The following is a 15,586-nucleotide window of genomic DNA, read 5'->3' on the forward strand; positions in this document are numbered from 1 at the left end:
TGATTACCCGTCAGGGGACGGTCCTGACCGGCAACTCACGGAGAACCTCCGGCGGCGGGTCGGCAAACCGCGCATCACGGGACGATCCGCACCGGCAGCTCGACCAGCACCTCGCGCAGCGCGGCGGCGAACCGTTCGTACTCCGGTGTGCGGGCCGAGCCCGGGCGGGTGGCCAGGCCGATCCGGCGGCCGGGCGCCGGATCGGCGAACCGCACGGCAGCCAGCCGGTCGGTGCGGCCCGCCTCGACGTCCAGGGCGGTGGCGGGCAGCAGGGTCACCCCGAGCCCGCCGGCCACCAACTGGACCAGGGTGGAGAGCCCGGCGGCCCGGGTCGACCCGCCCGAACCGTCTGCGCCGACCTCGCGGCACAGGTCGAGGGCCTGGTCACGCAGGCAGTGGCCCTCCTCCAGCAGCAGCACGTCCAGGTCGAGCAGCACGTCCCGGGGTACGTCGATCCGCCCGGCCAGCTCGTGCTCGGGCGGGGTGACCAGCACGAAGTCCTCGTCGAACAGCGGGATGTCCCGGGTCGGCGAGGAGCCACCCGAGGGCAGTGCGAGCAGCAGCACGTCGAGCCGCCCGGCCGCCAGACCGTCCAGCAGCGCGGGGGTGCGCTCCTCGTGCACGTGCAGTTCGAGGTCGGGGTAACTGCCCCGGACCAGCCGGAGCACGGTCGGCAGCAGGTACGGTGCCACGGTCGGGATCACCCCGAGGTGCAGCGGCCCGGTGAACGGGCGGCGGGCCGCCTCGACCTCCTCGGTGAGGGCGTGCAGAGCTGACAGTACGCGGCGCGCGTGATCGGCGACCCGCTCCCCCAGGGGAGTGATGATGACCTTCCGCGTCGTACGCTCGACCAGCTGCGCGCCGAGCACCTCCTCCAGCGCGGCGACCGCTCCGGACAGCGCGGGCTGGCTGGTGCCGCAGGCTGCGGCGGCCTCGCGGAAGTGCCGGTGCTCGGCGACCGCCAGGAACGCCTTCAGCTGGGCGAGGGTGGGGGTACGGGGCTTGGGGTTCACGGTACTGATAGCTCTCTCCGATCAATCGGATCGAGTCTAACGATTTCCGCTATCAGTTGCCGTGTGCGACTGTGGATGTTGTCCGCAATCCGGACACTTTCCCTCAGTTTCCAAGCCTGGAGAAGCGAACGTGCTTACGATCGGTGACAAGTTCCCGGAGTTCGAACTCAACGCCTGTGTCGACCTCGACGCCGCGAACGCCTTCGCCGAGATCAACCACAAGTCCTACGAGGGCAAGTGGAAGATCGTCTTCTTCTGGCCGATGGACTTCACGTTCGTCTGCCCGACCGAGATCGCCGCGTTCGGCAAGCTGAACGAGGAGTTCGCCGACCGTGACGCCCAGATCCTCGGCGTCTCCGGCGACTCCGAGTTCGTGCACCACGCCTGGCGCAAGGACCACAAGGACCTCCGCGACCTGCCCTTCCCGATGCTCGCCGACGTCAAGCACGACCTGATGCGGGCCTGCGGCGTCGAGGGTGCGGACGGCACCGCCCAGCGCGCGGTGTTCATCGTGGACCCGAACAACGAGATCCAGTTCGTCATGGTGACCGCCGGTTCCGTCGGCCGGAACCCCAAGGAGGTCCTGCGGGTCCTCGACGCGCTGCAGACCGACGAGCTCTGCCCGTGCAACTGGACCAAGGGCGAGGACACCCTCGACGCCCAGACCCTGCTGGCGGGCTGACCGATGGCACTGGACGAGCTCAAGGCCGCCCTGCCGGACTACGCCAAGGACCTCAAGCTCAACCTGAGCGCGGTCATAGGCAACTCGGAGCTGCCCGCCCAGCAGCTCTGGGGCACCGTGCTCTCCTGCGCCATGGCGACCCGCTCGCCGGCGGTGCTGCGTGAGCTGGAGCCCGTCGCCAAGGCCGAGCTGAGCCCGGCGGCGTACAACGCCGCCAAGGGCGCGGCCGCCGTCATGGGCATGAACAACGTCTACTACCGGACCACCCACCTGCTCTCCGACAAGGAGTACAGCGGGATGCGGGCCGGGCTGCGGATGAACATCATCGGCACGCCGGGCGTGGAGAAGGCCGACTTCGAGCTGTGGTGCTTCGCGGTCTCCGCGATCAACGGCTGCGGTCAGTGCCTGGACTCGCACGAGGGCGTGCTCCGCAAGGCGGGCGTCGACCGCGAGGTCATCCAGGCGTCGGTCAAGATCGCGGCGGTGCTGCAGGCCGTGGCGGCCACCCTCGACTCCGAGGCTGTGCTCGCCGCACTCTGACGGTGAGTTGCACTGTCCAGGGGCTCGGGGAACAGCGACGAGATCTGGCGTGCGGGTCACAGGCGAAAGTGCCTGGCCCCCTACGCACGGATCACCTCTTACGAGGTCGGCGTCGCAGTTCCCCGAGCCCCTGGGCCGTAGGCCCATACGTTCACTGGGAACGTGCTGCTTCGAGGGCCTCGAAGACCTGCTGGCCCGCGGCGGCGCGGCGGCGGAGGTGGACCACCACGGTGTTGGTGACGGCGATCAGGGGGACGGAGACGATCGCGCCGCCGATGCCGCCGACGATGGTGCCCGCCGCGACGCCGAGGACCACGGCCAGCGGGTGGACCCGGACCGCGCGGCCGAGGATGAGCGGCTGCAGCAGGTGCCCCTCGATCTGCTGGACCGCGACCAGTACGACCATCACCATCAGCGCGGTGAACGGCCCCTGGGTCACCAGCGCGATCAGCACCGCGATGGTCCCGGTGACGAGTGCGCCGACCAGCGGCACGAAGGCCCCGAGGAAGACGATCACGGCCAGCGGCAACGCCAGCTGGACGCCGAGCAGCTGGATGCCGATCCCGATGCAGAGCGCGTCGATGAAGGCCACGCAGACGGTGCCGCGCACGTACGCGGTCAGGGTGGCCCACGCCTTCGGGCCGGCGCCCGCCATCGCGTAGCGGGACTGCCGGGGCAGCATGCCGAGGGCCCAGCCCCAGATCCGGGCGCCGTCGTAGAGCAGGAAGAACGTGGTGAAGGCGGTCAGCACGACGCCGGTCAGCACCTCGACCGCGATCGTCACACCGGTGAACCCGGCGGAGGTGATCTGCTCGGAGTTGGTGCCGATCGCGGCGGAGATCTGCTTGGCGAAGTCGGTGATCTGTTGCTGCGTCAGGTGCAGCGGTCCGGTGACCAGCCAGTCCCGGATCCGTTCGACGCCCTCCTGGACCTGATCGGTGACCGAGTGCAGGTTGGTGGTCACCTGCCAGACCACGAACCAGCCGACCAGGCCGATCCCGGCCACCCCGCTCAGGAACGTTCCTGCCGCCGCCAGCGAGCGCGGCACGCCGTGCCGGCGCAGCCAGGAGACGGTCGGCTCGAGCAGCGCGGAGATCAGCAGGGCGGCCAGCACCGCGAAGGCGACCAGCCGGAGCATGTCGACCACCCGGAACAGCAGGTAGAGCGCGCCGGCCAGCAGCAGCAGCCGCCAGGTCGACTCGGCCGCCACCCGCAGGCCCCAGGGCACCGCCTCGGCCGGGGTGGCCGGTCGCGGTGCGTGGAACTCACGGACCGGCTCGGGCTTGACCTCGACCACCACCGGCGCGGGCTCCCGCGGTACCGGAAGCTGCTCGGGCCGCTCGGCCGTGGCAGCCGTGGCGGCCGCCCGCTGCTGCAGCGCGCTGCCCAGCCGGACCGCCGCTCGCGATATCCACCAGCCCTGTGCCACCCAGACCACCGTTCCCCGTTCGCGCCGTGGGTCCCGCCACGACCGTCCGGGACGACGGTACCGGGCGAAGGCGGGGCGCCACCCGGGAGTTCCGCGGTACCGATCCGACAAACCGTCACAGATCGGCATGTTTCGATCCCCCTAAATGCGGGGAGGGGCCCGATTACACGGACCAACCGCCCGCGGACCGGCGGCCCGGAGCAACCAGGACCCACTCCGGGCGTCGCGTACCGCACCCAGGACCGCACCGCCCGCGGCGCGCTGGTCAGCCGGCCCGGGCGGCGCGGCCCGACCCGTGGGCCGCAGAGGACGACGGAAGACGACGAGAGCCCCGATCCGGTGGGATCGGGGCTCTCGCGCGGTCTGACGGTGTGTCTAGTACCAGTGGTGCGACTGCCAGAACGACCACGCGCCACAGGGCGAGCCGTAGCGGCTGTTCATGTAGTTCAGGCCCCACTTGATCTGGGTCGCGGGGTTGGTCCGCCAGTCGGCGCCGGCCGAGGCCATCTTGGAGCCGGGCAGCGCCTGGACCAGGCCGTAGGCACCGGAGCTGGCGTTGCTGGCGGTGTAGTCCCAGCCGCTCTCGCGCTTCACGATCTGGCTGAAGCACTGGAACTGGGCCTCGTCGCCGACGATCTGGAGCGCCATCTCCTGGACCGAGCCCGGGCTGACGGCGGCCATCACGGAGCGCGCCTTGGCGCGGTTCGCGGCCTCCTCGTCGGCCTTGCGCTTCGCCTCGGCGGCCTTCGCGGCCTTCTCGGCGTCGGCCTTGGCCTGCGCGTCGGCGGCGGCCTTCTGGCGCGCGGCCTCCTCGGCAGCCTTCTTGGCCGCGGCATCGGCGGATGCCTGCTGGGCGTTCGCCTGCGCGGTGAAGTGGTCGCTGACGGCCTGCGCCTGGGCACCGATCGGAGCGTCCTGGAGCAGGGAGGCTCCGGCGACGTCGACCGTGTGGGTCTGCGTGCCCTCGCTGCCCGAGGCCACACCCACGACGGCACCGACAGCGGTGACGGCGGTGGCTGAGGCGACAGCAACTCCCCGGACCGAGATCCGAGTCACATGGTTTCCTTCCGGCGTCGCCCCGTACGCGTGACCACTGGGGGCGCAACATGCCCCTGGTCGCTGGTCTCCATGGTGCAGATGGTCACGGGAGACACGGGCCCGGCACCGGACCGGCAAGTGCCGGATCGGCGTTTCGTTCGGGCGGCGTACGGCTCATCCTTGTTCAGTTGTCCACCCGATAACCGGAGTTGTCGGGTGATATGTGCCGTACGCGGGGCCTGACAGAACCCTCACCATGCCGCACGGGGACGGGTCAACGCAATTCCCGGTTGCGTGGCGCATCTCACAGAGTTCACGACCAGCACGTTTGCCCGAGCCGCTGGCGAAGGTCCGTCAGATGTGGTCACAGCAGCGGGACCTGATACTTCGTACCAGGTCCCGCTGTCCGGTTCTGCCCCGTTATGACCGGGGTCGGCCTAGGGGTTCACGTCCTCCAGGAGCTCCGTGACCAGGGCCGCGATCGGCGACCGCTCCGAGCGGGTCAGCGTGATGTGGGCGAACAACGGGTGCCCCTTCAGCTTCTCCACCACCGCGACCACCCCGTCGTACCGGCCCACCCGGAGGTTGTCGCGCTGGGCGACGTCGTGGGTGAGCACCACCCGCGACCCCTGGCCGATCCGGGACAGCACGGTGAGCAGCACGTTCCGTTCCAGCGACTGCGCCTCGTCCACGATCACGAAGGCGTCGTGCAGCGACCGGCCCCGGATGTGGGTGAGCGGGAGGACCTCCAGCATCCCGCGGGAGATCACCTCCTCGATCACGTCCGGGGTGGTGACGGCCGAGAGGGTGTCGAAGACCGCCTGCGCCCAGGGGCTCATCTTCTCCGACTCGGAACCGGGCAGATAGCCCAACTCCTGCCCGCCGACCGCGTAGAGCGGCCGGAAGACCATCACCTTCCGGTGCTGCTGGCGCTCCAGCACCGCCTCCAGACCGGCGCACAGCGCCAGCGCGGACTTGCCGGTACCCGCCCGGCCGCCCATCGAGACGATCCCGACCTCCTGGTCGAGCAGCAGATCGAGGGCGACCCGCTGCTCGGCGCTCCGGCCGCGCAGCCCGAACACCTCGCGGTCGCCCCGGACCAGCCGGACCCGGCCGTCCTGGGTGACCCGGCCGAGGGCCCGGCCGCGCTCCGAGGTGAGCACCAGCCCGGTGTGCACCGGGAGCTCCTCCGCCCCCTGCACGTCCACCGCGACGTCGTGGCCGGCGCCGAACAGCGCGTCCACCTGGTCGCCGGAGACGTGCAGTTCGGACATTCCGGTCCACCCGGAGGTGATCGCCAGCTCGGCCCGGTACTCCTCGGCGAGCAGGCCGACCGCGCTGGCCTTGATCCGCATCGGCAGGTCCTTGGAGACGACGGTGACGTCGTACCCCTCGGCCTGCAGATTGCGCGCGACGGCCAGGATCCTGGTGTCCGCCTCGCCGCCGCCGAGCCGGTAACCGGCCGGGAGCACCGAGGTGTCCGAGTGGTTGAGCTCCACCCGGATGCTGCCACCGAGCTCGCCGACCGGGATCGGCTCGTCGAGCCGGCCGTGCCGGACCCGGAAGTCGTCCAGCAGCCTCAGCGCCTGGCGGGCGAAGTAGCCCAGCTCCGGATGGTGCCGCTTGGCCTCCAACTCCGTGACCACGACCACGGGGAGGACGACCTCGTGCTCCTCGAAACGGGTCATGGCGAGTGGGTCCGCCAGGAGCACGCTGGTGTCGAGAACGTACGTGCGCCGGTCTGGTGTCCGGCGGCTCTTTGTACTGACCACTAGGCCTCCAGAGCGGATGACCCTGCGTCACCCGCGGCATGCCGGTCCCCGCGACCCCGGTTGGCCGGAGTACCGGTCTGACAGGGGTATTCCCAGGCGAACCGCGCCGCGAACCCAACGACGGATCATCGTTGGTTAACTTTCGGTGCGTCAGCTCGAACCCGGGACCACAGGCTCACCGCAAGCGGGACGACCGCCCCAGACCTCAGAGCCCGAGGCGACGGTTCCTCAGCTGGTAGTCCCGCAGCGCCCGGAGGAAGTCGACCTTCCGGAAGGCCGGCCAGTACGCCTCGCAGAAGTAGAACTCGCTGTGCGCGCTCTGCCAGAGCAGGAAGCCGGACAGCCGCTGTTCGCCCGAGGTGCGGATGACCAGGTCGGGGTCGGGCTGGCCCTTGGTGTAGAGGTGTTCGGCGATGTGCTCGACGTCGAGGATCTCGGCGAGCTCCTCGATCGAGGTGCCGCGGCCCGCGTGCTCCTGGAGCAGCGAGCGGACGGCGTCGGCGATCTCGTGCCGACCGCCGTACCCGACCGCGACGTTGACGGTGATGCCGTCGATGTCGGCGGTGGCCTCGGCGGCCTCCTTGAGCACGTCGGAGGTCCGGGACGGCAGCAGGTCGAGCGCGCCGACCGGGTGGACCTTCCAGCGGCCGTCGGCGGCCAGCCGCCGGACGGTGTCCTCGATGATCCCGAGCAGCGGCACCAGTTCGTCGGCCGGGCGGGAGAGGTTGTCGGTGGAGAGCATCCAGAGCGTGACCACCTGGACGTGCGTCTCGTCGCACCAGCCCAGGAACTCGCTGATCTTGTCCGCGCCGCGCTGGTGTCCGTCGGCCGTGGTGCCGCCGGTCGCGCGGGCCCAGCGGCGGTTGCCGTCCAGGATCACGCCGATGTGGTGCGGGGTGTTCGCGAGGTGGACCTCGACCCGGCGACCGTAGACCCGGTAGGCGTTGTCCAGCAGGGTACGGAGACCCGGCGTGCGCTCCACGACGTCGCGCAGACCCATGTGTTCGGCCCCTCCGTGCTCGTCCTACTCGGGTACGGCAAATACCCTCGCGCAGCCTACTCCCGGAGTGGTCCGCACGGTAAAGCCGCAGGTACCGAAGGTGTCACGGCCTGAAATCGGCGATGTGACGCCGGACACGGAACGGTCTCCGGTTCCTTAAATGTCCCGTAAGCCGACGCCGACTTCTTGACGCTTGCCAATGGTCTAGTCCAGCTTTTGACCGAGGGCAGCAACCACCCCACAGGTCGCCGCCCTCCCCAGCCCTGTTGCCGGAACTCCCCTCCCCCACACGGAGCCGCCGCGCCCCCCACCGCGGCGGCTCCTCCCTCCCCCACAGGAGCGTCTCCATGGCCCGATCGCTGCAGCAGCCGTCCCACCGGCGCCGGCGCAGCCCCCTCCCCGCCGCCCTCGCGGCCGGGACCACCGCGCTTGCACTGGCCGCCACCGGCCTCGCGCTGTTCGCCGGCGGCGCCAACGCCGCCGTGGGCAACCTGGTGAGCAACGGCGGCTTCGAGGGAGGGAACCTCAACGGCTGGACCTGTACCGGCGGCGCGAGCGTCGTCGGCACCCCGGCCCACTCCGGCTCGTACGCGCTGAACGCGGCACCGAGCGCCTCGGACACCGCCGAGTGCCGACAGACCGTCAGCGTGCTCCCCAACACCAGCTACTCGCTGGCCGGTTGGGTGCAGGGCCCGTACACCTACCTCGGCGTGCGCGGCACCGGCGGCACCGACCCGTCCACCTGGTCCAGCCAGGCCAGCTGGAACCAGCTCTCCTCCACCTTCACCACCGGCGCGGGCGTCAACAGCGTCACGCTGTACGTGCACGGCTGGTACGGCCAGGGCGCCTACAACGCGGACGACATCACGCTGACCGGCCCGGGCGGCACCGCCTCCCCGTCCGCCTCGGCCTCCGCCTCCGCTTCCCCGAGCGCCAGCGCCAGCGCCTCCGCCTCGCCCTCGGCCAGCGCTTCCCCGAGCGCGAGCACGTCCGCCTCCCCGAGCGCGTCCGCCTCGCCGTCGGCCAGCGCCAGCCCGACCGTCACGCCCACCGGCCCGGTCACCGACCTGCCCAAGCACGTGGTCACCGGTTACTGGCACAACTTCGACAACGGTGCGACCGTCCAGAAGCTGAGCGAGGTGCAGAGCGCGTACGACATCATCGAGGTGTCGTTCGCGGACGCCGTGCCGACCAAGACCGGCGCGATCACCTTCCAGCTCGACCCGGGTCTGTCCAGCAAGCTCGGCGGCTACACCGACGCCCAGTTCCGGGCCGACGTGAAGGCCAAGCAGGCGGCCGGCAAGAAGGTCGTCCTCTCCATCGGCGGCCAGAACGGCGCCATCTCGGTCGGCGACGCCACCGCCGCGGCCGCCTTCACCGACTCCGCCTACGCGGTGCTGAAGGACTACGGCTTCGACGGCATCGACGTCGACCTGGAGAACGGCCTCAACCCGGAGCACCTGGGCAACGCGCTGCTCAACCTGCAGGCGAAGGTCGGCTCGAAGTTCGTCCTGACCATGGCGCCCGAGACCATCGGGGTCTACAGCACCGACGGCGCGTACTTCAAGCTGGCGCTCAAGACCAAGTCCATCCTGACCGTGATGAACACCCAGTTCTACAACTCCGGTGGCATGAACGGCTGTGACGGCAAGGTCTACAACCAGGGCACCATCGACTTCATCACCGCCCAGGTCTGCACCCAGATCCAGGGCGGCCTGCGCCCGGACCAGGTCGGCATCGGCGTCCCGGCCTCCAGCAAGGCGGCGGGCGGCGGTTACGTGGCCCCGAGCGTGGTCAACAACGCGCTGAGCTGCCTGGCCACCGGCACCAACTGCGGCAGCTTCGTCCCGCCGGCCAAGTGGCCGACCATCCGCGGCGCGATGACCTGGTCGACCAACTGGGACGCCAACAACGGCAACGCCTTCTCCAACACCGTGGGCCCGTTCGTCCACGCCATGCCGTAACACCTCCCCGGTGCGCCGCCCTATGAGGGTGGGGCCGCGTACCACCGAGGCCCGCCGTACCCACCAGGTGCGGCGGGCCTCGTCGTTGACGCCGCGTCAGCCGGTGGCCAGCACCGCCAGCAGCGTGCCGAGCAGCAGGAAAGGCCCGAAGGCCAGCGCGTCCTGCCGCCCGGCCCGGCGGGTGAGCAGCAGGGCGACGGCCCACAGGCCGGCCAGCAGGAAGGCGTACGCCAGCCCGGCCAGCACGGTGCCCCAGCCGGTGACCGCGAGCAGCGCGCCCAGGCTCGGGGCCAGCTTGGCGTCGCCGAGGCCGATCGGGGCGAGCAGCGCGAGCAGTGCGAACCCGAGGCCGAGGGCGAGCGCGGCGAGCAGGCAGCGCAGCAGCGACTGACGCTCCGTCATCAGCAGCAGGGCCGCGGCGCCCGCCGCCAGGGCGGCGGTGAGCGGATCGGGCAGCCGGTGCACCGAGGCGTCGACCAGGCCGAGCACCAGCCCGAGCAGGGCCACCCAGACCAGCACCGGCCACCCGGCCGAGCCGTACCCGGCGCCGACCGCCGCCCCGGTCGCCGCCGAGACCAGCGCGGCCACCGGCAGCGACAGCGGGCGCGCCGCGGGCTCCCCTTCATAGGGGACCGCGTACCGGCCGACCGCCCGGCGCACCCCCGGGGCCAGCGCGAGCCCCACCGCCGCCCCACCCAGAATCGCGATCACGGCTCCAGCCTGGCAGACGGACCTGATGTTGTGTGCAAGAGCACGTGATGATCGAGGGGCATCGGTCGTAAAGTTACGAGGCATGCAGGTCATCCAGTCCAGCAAGCTTGCCAATGTCTGTTACGACATCCGCGGCCCGGTGCTCGATGAGGCGATGCGACTGGAGGACCAGGGGCATCGCATCCTCAAGCTGAACACCGGCAACCCCGCTGTCTTCGGCTTCGACGCGCCGCCCGAGATCCTCCAGGACATCCTGAAGAACCTCTCGGCCGCGCACGGTTACGGCGACTCCAAGGGTCTGCTGTCCGCGCGCCGGGCGGTGGTGATGCACTACGAGGAGCGCGGCCTGCACGGCCTCACGGTCGAGGACGTGTTCCTCGGCAACGGGGTCTCCGAACTGATCCAGCTCGCGATGACCGCGCTGCTGGACGACGGTGACGAGGTGCTCGTCCCGGCGCCGGACTACCCGCTGTGGACGGCCTCGGTCAGCCTGTCCGGCGGTACCGCGGTGCACTACCGCTGCGACGAGCAGTCGGAGTGGTACCCGGACCTCGCGGACATCGAGGCCAAGGTCACCGACCGGACCAGGGCGATCGTGGTGATCAACCCGAACAACCCGACCGGGGCGGTCTACCCGCTGGAGATCCTGGAGGGCATCGTCGAGATCGCCCGCCGCCACAAGCTGGTGATCTACGCGGACGAGATCTACGACAAGATCCTCTACGACGACGCGGTGCACGTCCCGCTCGCCACCCTGGCGCCCGACCTGTTCTGCGTCACCTTCAACGGCATGTCCAAGTCCTACCGGGTGGCGGGCTTCCGTTCCGGCTGGATGGTGCTCTCCGGCGACCGGACCAGGGCCCGCAGCTACATCGAGGGCCTGACCGTGCTGGCCAGCATGCGGCTCTGCGCCAACATGCCCGCCCAGCACGCGGTGGCGGCGGCACTCGGCGGCCGGCAGTCGATCAAGGAACTGATCCTGCCGGGCGGGCGGCTGCTGGAGTCCCGGGACGCGGCGTACAAGCTGCTGAACGAGATCCCCGGCGTCAGCTGCGTGAAGCCGAAGGGCGCGCTGTACGCCTTCCCGAGGCTGGACCCGCAGGTCTACAAGATCAAGGACGACGCGCAGATGGTGCTGGACCTGCTGCGGTCCCAGCGCATCCTGATCGTCCAGGGCACCGGCTTCAACTGGCCCGAGCCGGACCACTTCCGGCTGGTCACGCTGCCCCGGGCGGAGGAGATCACCGACGCGGTCACCCGGATCGGCGACTTCCTGTCCGGCTACGCCCAGCCCTGAGCCCCGCCCAAAAAAGCAGCTGGAGACAGTTACGGCCGGAGTCCCGATCCGGACGATCCCCTCTTGGTCGGGGGAGGATCGTCCGGCCGAGGCTCCGGCCGCAGCCGTCTCTGCCGCGTCAGCCGAGGCGCTGCACCAGCGCCTCGTACTCGTCCCAGAGGGCCTTGGGGGTGTGCTCGCCGAACAGCTCCAGGTGGGCCGGCACGAGTGCGGCCTCCTGGCGCCAGATGTCGGCGTCCACCGAGAAGAGCAGATCGAGGTCCTGCTGCGGGATGTCCAGGCCCTTGAGGTCGAAGCCCTCGACGGTCGGCAGCACGCCGATCGGGGTCTCGACGCCGGCGCCGATGCCCTCCAGGCGCTCGACGATCCACTTCAGCACCCGGCTGTTCTCGCCGTAGCCCGGCCAGACGAAGTCGCCGGCCGAGTTCTTGCGGAACCAGTTGACGTAGTAGATCTTCGGCAGCTTGGCCGCGTCGGCCTGGGCGCCGAGCTTCAGCCAGTGGCCGAAGTAGTCACCCATGTTGTAGCCGCAGAACGGCAGCATCGCGAACGGGTCGCGGCGCAGCTCGCCCACGGTGCCCTCGGCGGCGGCGGTCTTCTCGGAGGCGATGTTGGCGCCCAGGAAGACGCCGTGCTGCCAGTCGAAGGACTCGGTCACCAACGGGACGGCGGTGGCCCGGCGGCCGCCGAACAGGATGGCCGAGATCGGCACACCCGCCTGGTCCTCCCACTCCGGCGCGATGGTCGGGCACTGCGCGGCCGGGACGGCGAACCGCGCGTTCGGGTGGGCGGCGGGGGTGCCGGACTCGGGGGTCCAGTCGTTGCCGCGCCAGTCGGTCAGGTGCGCCGGGGGCTCCTCGGTGAGGCCCTCCCACCAGACGTCACCGTCGTCGGTCAGCGCGACGTTGGTGAAGACCGTGTTGCCCCAGAGGGTGTCGATCGCGTTGGCGTTGGTGTCCACGCCGGTGCCGGGGGCGACGCCGAAGAAGCCGGCCTCCGGGTTGATCGCGTAGAGCTGGCCGTCGGCGCCGAACCGCATCCAGGCGATGTCGTCGCCGATGGTCTCGACCTTCCAGCCCGGGATGGTCGGCTGGAGCATCGCCAGGTTGGTCTTGCCGCAGGCGGACGGGAAGGCCGCGGCGATGTACTTGGGCTCGGCACCGCTCGGCGGGGTGAGCTTGAGGACGAGCATGTGCTCGGCCAGCCAGCCCTCGTCCCGGGCCATCGTGGAGGCGATCCGGAGCGCGTAGCACTTCTTGCCGAGCAGGGCGTTGCCGCCGTAGCCCGAGCCGAAGGACCAGATCTCCCGGGTCTCCGGGTAGTGCGAGATGTACTTGGTGGTGTTGCAGGGCCACGGCACGTCGGCCTCGCCCTCCGCCAGCGGGGCGCCGACGGTGTGCACGGCCTTGACGAACTCGCCGTCCTCACCGAGCTGGTCGAGCACGGCCTGACCCATCCGGGTCATCACGCGCATCGAGACCGCGACGTAGGCGGAGTCGGTGATCTCCACGCCGTACGCCGCCAGCGGGGAGCCGACCGGGCCCATCGAGAACGGCACGACATACATCGTGCGGCCCTTCATCGCGCCCTTGAACAGGCCGTCCGTGCCGGTGAAGATCTCCCGCATCTCGGCGGGGGCCTTCCAGTTGTTGGTCGGGCCCGCGTCCTTCTCCTGCTCGGAGCAGATGTAGGTGCGGTCCTCGACCCGGGCCACGTCCGAGGGGTCGGAGGTGGCGAGGTAGGAGTTGACCCGCTTCTCCGGGTTCAGCTTCTTGAAGGTGCCCTGGGCGACCAGCAGATCGGCGAGGCGCTGGTACTCCTCCTCCGAGCCGTCACACCACTCGACGCGGTCCGGCTGGGTCAGCTCCGCGATCTCGCTCACCCAGGCCAGCAGACGCTTGTGGCGGGTGGGCGCGGATGCGCTGAGAGCAGAGTTCTCGTACGACACGATCGCTCCGTTTCACGCCATCTCGGCTAGGAGACGGCGTCGCGGGGGTTTGAGGGTGGTTACACCGTAGCTCCGGCCTCAAGGCTCCAACACGGCAAGATGGCAATTTCGCGCGAACTTTTACGCCTTCTTGGCGAAGTACTGACCAGTAACAAGGCTCTGCCGTCCCACCCGGACCCCTCGACACCCTCGATCCAATACTCCATTACGTCCAAAAGTGGTGACCGTCACTACCTACGTTGCAGTAACCTACGGAGCCGTAGGTAGCATGTTGGCCATGACGGACGCATCGGTGGAGATCAAGCCCAAGTGGCGTGGCTGGCTGCACGCGGGGATGTTCCCGGCGTCACTGGCCGCCGGAATCGTGTTGATCTGCCTTGCGGACTCCACCGAGGCCCGGGTCGCCTGCGCGATCTACGCGGTCAGCGCCTGGATGCTGTTCGGGGTCAGCGCGGTGTACCACCGCTTCACCTGGGGGCCGCGCGGCGACGCGATCCTGCGCCGGCTCGACCACGCGAACATCTTCCTGATCATCGCGGGCTCGTACACCCCGTTCACCATCCTGCTGCTGGAGGGCGGCCAGCGGCAGCTGCTGCTCTGGCTGGTCTGGGGCGGAGCGCTGGCCGGGATCGCGTTCCGGGTGTTCTGGGTCGGGGCGCCGCGCTGGCTCTACACGCCCTGCTACCTCGCGCTCGGCTGGGCGGCGGTGTTCTTCCTGCCCGAGTTCCTGCAGGCCGGCGGCGCGGCGGTGGTCACCCTGCTGATCGTCGGCGGTGTGCTCTACAGCCTGGGCGGGGTGGTCTACGGACTGAAGAAGCCGAACCCGTCACCGCACTGGTTCGGCTTCCACGAGGTCTTCCACGCCTTCACCCTGGGCGCGTTCATCGCCCAGTACATCGGCATCTCACTGGTGGCGTACAGCGTCGCCAACTGAGCCGCCGTCGAGCCGCTCCCTGGCCCGCCGGCACCGCTCGCAATGCGCCTCCGGCTCCTGCTGGCCCGCCCGGTCGTGGGCCCGCACCCGGAACCGGCGGGCCACGTCCAGCATCACCAGGGCGACCTCGGCCGCCGCGACGATCCAGACCAGCCGCGGGCCGCCGAACACGTACGCCAGCACCACCGCCAGCGCGGCGGCCAGGGCCACCAGCGCGCTCTCGACCCGCACTCCCCGCGCCGCCATCTGCTCCCCCTTCAGCCACCCGCCGGGTACTCAACACCACACACGGTGACATAGCGGTCGGGCGGCCAGGCGAACGAGGGGTCAACGGTTCGTCAAATCAACGGGTTGACCCACACGCGAGGCACACGAAAGGGCGGCGCGGGGAAGTCCCCGCGCCGCCCCTCTTTTTTCTGAGTCAGCCGTTCTGCCCGCGCCGGCGGACCGCCAGGCCGACCCCGGTCAGGGCGGTGGCCAGCAGGGCCGCGCCCGCCACCCCCGCCGTCAGCGGCGGCAGGCCGTCCGGCTCCGCAGCCGGGGCGGCCGCCTCATAACCACCGCCCTTGCCCGCCCGGTCGTACGCCGAACCGGGCAGCTTGTCGCCGTACCGCTGGTGCACCAGCTGCTGGTACCCGGCCAGGCTGACCCCGGACGGGCCGACCGAGCGCACCGCGTCCTCGTCCAGCGGCAGCACCCGCCCGTCCCGCAGGACGTACCAGGCGTTCAGCTGCGGCTCCCGGAAGACCGTGCCGCCGCCGGTGCTCGCGGCCTGCGCCGCGTAGTCGGTCTCGTCGCCACCCGTGGCGATGTTGACCACCCGCCAGCCGCCGTCCTGCCGGACGGTCCAGACCGAGGCGGTCTGCCCGTCGGCCGCGACCGCCTTGCTGGCCACGAACTCCGCCTTGGCCACGGCCGCTCCGGCCGTGCCCGCCACGAACGCCGGGTCCAGGGTGTAGACCGGCACGGTGGCCCCGCTCAGCCGGGGTGCGGCCTGGGCGGCGGCCCGGGCCTCGTCGGCCGGGGCGAGGTCGAGCGAGCCGCTCTGCGGTATGCCCTTCCGGGCGAAGAACCGGCCCAGCTGCTCCAGGACGGCCGGGGATCCGGCCGTGCTGCGGGCCGCCGACAGCTCGGCGGCGGCGACCGGGGCCGGAGCGCCGCCCTCCGCCGCCTGGGCGGGGAGCGCGAGGGCCAGGCCGAGGGTGGCGGCCAGCGCGGTGACGGCCGCGAGGCGGTGGGTGTGCCTACGCATGTCGGT

Annotated in this window: 14 protein-coding genes; 5 read left to right on the plus strand and 9 right to left on the minus strand. The window is 70.6% G+C overall.

Annotated features, from left to right (window positions below; genetic code table 11):
* Positions 1-74: 74 nt before the first annotated feature.
* The gene (locus F4556_RS13650; RefSeq protein ID WP_313068294.1) at positions 75-1,013 is read right to left on the minus strand and encodes a LysR substrate-binding domain-containing protein; all 939 of its coding nucleotides are present in this window, start codon (positions 1,011-1,013) and stop codon (positions 75-77) included.
* Between the two features lie 130 nt (positions 1,014-1,143).
* On the opposite strand from F4556_RS13650, the gene F4556_RS13655 reads away from it, so the two are divergent.
* Both F4556_RS13655 and F4556_RS13660 read left to right on the plus strand, forming a co-directional pair.
* A complete protein-coding gene (locus tag F4556_RS13655) occupies positions 1,144-1,695 on the plus strand; it encodes a peroxiredoxin (RefSeq protein ID WP_057227269.1) in 552 nt (183 codons plus the stop codon).
* Positions 1,696-1,698: 3 nt separating this feature from the next.
* The gene (locus tag F4556_RS13660) at positions 1,699-2,235 is read left to right on the plus strand and encodes an alkyl hydroperoxide reductase (protein WP_184914824.1); all 537 of its coding nucleotides are present in this window, start codon (positions 1,699-1,701) and stop codon (positions 2,233-2,235) included.
* Between the two features lie 151 nt (positions 2,236-2,386).
* On the opposite strand, the gene F4556_RS13665 is transcribed toward F4556_RS13660, so the two are convergent.
* The 4 genes from F4556_RS13665 to F4556_RS13680 form a co-directional block, all read right to left on the minus strand.
* Complete coding sequence (locus F4556_RS13665; protein ID WP_313068295.1) at positions 2,387-3,664, minus strand: AI-2E family transporter; 1,278 nt, start codon at positions 3,662-3,664, stop codon at positions 2,387-2,389.
* A 375-nt stretch (positions 3,665-4,039) separates the two neighbouring features.
* Positions 4,040-4,720 carry an aggregation-promoting factor C-terminal-like domain-containing protein gene (locus tag F4556_RS13670; RefSeq protein ID WP_184914829.1) on the minus strand — a complete coding sequence of 227 codons (681 nt, stop codon included), beginning with the start codon at positions 4,718-4,720 and terminating at the stop codon, positions 4,040-4,042.
* Between the two features lie 419 nt (positions 4,721-5,139).
* Positions 5,140-6,474 carry an RNA 5'-3' helicase PhoH2 gene (gene phoH2 / locus F4556_RS13675; RefSeq protein WP_184914831.1) on the minus strand — a complete coding sequence of 445 codons (1,335 nt, stop codon included), beginning with the start codon at positions 6,472-6,474 and terminating at the stop codon, positions 5,140-5,142.
* 205 nt (positions 6,475-6,679) lie between these two features.
* Positions 6,680-7,474: an isoprenyl transferase gene (locus F4556_RS13680; protein WP_184914833.1), complete on the minus strand. Its 795-nt coding sequence runs from the start codon at positions 7,472-7,474 to the stop codon at positions 6,680-6,682.
* Positions 7,475-7,821: 347 nt separating this feature from the next.
* Between F4556_RS13680 and F4556_RS39080 the strand changes: the two genes are divergently transcribed.
* The gene (locus F4556_RS39080) at positions 7,822-9,438 is read left to right on the plus strand and encodes a chitinase (protein WP_184914836.1); all 1,617 of its coding nucleotides are present in this window, start codon (positions 7,822-7,824) and stop codon (positions 9,436-9,438) included.
* Between the two features lie 96 nt (positions 9,439-9,534).
* Here F4556_RS39080 and F4556_RS13690 read toward each other — a convergent pair whose 3' ends face one another.
* Positions 9,535-10,149: a prepilin peptidase gene (locus tag F4556_RS13690; RefSeq protein WP_246511015.1), complete on the minus strand. Its 615-nt coding sequence runs from the start codon at positions 10,147-10,149 to the stop codon at positions 9,535-9,537.
* Between the two features lie 82 nt (positions 10,150-10,231).
* On the opposite strand from F4556_RS13690, the gene F4556_RS13695 reads away from it, so the two are divergent.
* Positions 10,232-11,446 carry a pyridoxal phosphate-dependent aminotransferase gene (locus tag F4556_RS13695; protein ID WP_184914840.1) on the plus strand — a complete coding sequence of 405 codons (1,215 nt, stop codon included), beginning with the start codon at positions 10,232-10,234 and terminating at the stop codon, positions 11,444-11,446.
* Positions 11,447-11,564: 118 nt separating this feature from the next.
* Here the strand turns inward: F4556_RS13695 and F4556_RS13700 are convergent, their stop codons facing one another.
* Entirely contained in the window at positions 11,565-13,394 is a 1,830-nt protein-coding gene (locus tag F4556_RS13700; RefSeq protein ID WP_184914843.1) for a phosphoenolpyruvate carboxykinase (GTP), read from the minus strand.
* A gap of 268 nt (positions 13,395-13,662) precedes the next feature.
* Between F4556_RS13700 and trhA the strand changes: the two genes are divergently transcribed.
* A complete protein-coding gene (gene trhA / locus F4556_RS13705; RefSeq protein WP_184914846.1) occupies positions 13,663-14,328 on the plus strand; it encodes a PAQR family membrane homeostasis protein TrhA in 666 nt (221 codons plus the stop codon).
* On the opposite strand, the gene F4556_RS13710 is transcribed toward trhA, so the two are convergent.
* Both F4556_RS13710 and F4556_RS13715 read right to left on the minus strand, forming a co-directional pair.
* Complete coding sequence (locus tag F4556_RS13710) at positions 14,299-14,574, minus strand: hypothetical protein (RefSeq protein ID WP_184914849.1); 276 nt, start codon at positions 14,572-14,574, stop codon at positions 14,299-14,301. The two genes, trhA and F4556_RS13710, sit on opposite strands and share 30 nt — an antisense overlap.
* 175 nt (positions 14,575-14,749) lie before the next feature.
* Entirely contained in the window at positions 14,750-15,580 is an 831-nt protein-coding gene (locus tag F4556_RS13715) for a hypothetical protein (RefSeq protein ID WP_184925810.1), read from the minus strand.
* Positions 15,581-15,586: the final 6 nt, after the last annotated feature.

The sequence above is a fragment of the Kitasatospora gansuensis genome (assembly GCF_014203705.1).
GTDB classification, from domain to species: Bacteria; Actinomycetota; Actinomycetes; order Streptomycetales; family Streptomycetaceae; genus Kitasatospora; species Kitasatospora gansuensis.

Bases quoted from the DNA above. Each gene is read 5' to 3' on its own strand.
- F4556_RS13660 (WP_184914824.1), top strand. From the start codon at position 1,699: ATGGCACTGGACGAGCTCAAGGCCGCCCTGCCGGACTACGCCAAGGAC.
- F4556_RS13680 (WP_184914833.1), bottom strand. From the start codon at position 7,474: ATGGGTCTGCGCGACGTCGTGGAGCGCACGCCGGGTCTCCGTACCCTG.
- F4556_RS39080 (WP_184914836.1), top strand. From the start codon at position 7,822: ATGGCCCGATCGCTGCAGCAGCCGTCCCACCGGCGCCGGCGCAGCCCC.
- F4556_RS13695 (WP_184914840.1), top strand. From the start codon at position 10,232: ATGCAGGTCATCCAGTCCAGCAAGCTTGCCAATGTCTGTTACGACATC.
- trhA (WP_184914846.1), top strand. From the start codon at position 13,663: ATGTTGGCCATGACGGACGCATCGGTGGAGATCAAGCCCAAGTGGCGT.
- F4556_RS13710 (WP_184914849.1), bottom strand. From the start codon at position 14,574: ATGGCGGCGCGGGGAGTGCGGGTCGAGAGCGCGCTGGTGGCCCTGGCC.
- F4556_RS13715 (WP_184925810.1), bottom strand. From the start codon at position 15,580: ATGCGTAGGCACACCCACCGCCTCGCGGCCGTCACCGCGCTGGCCGCC.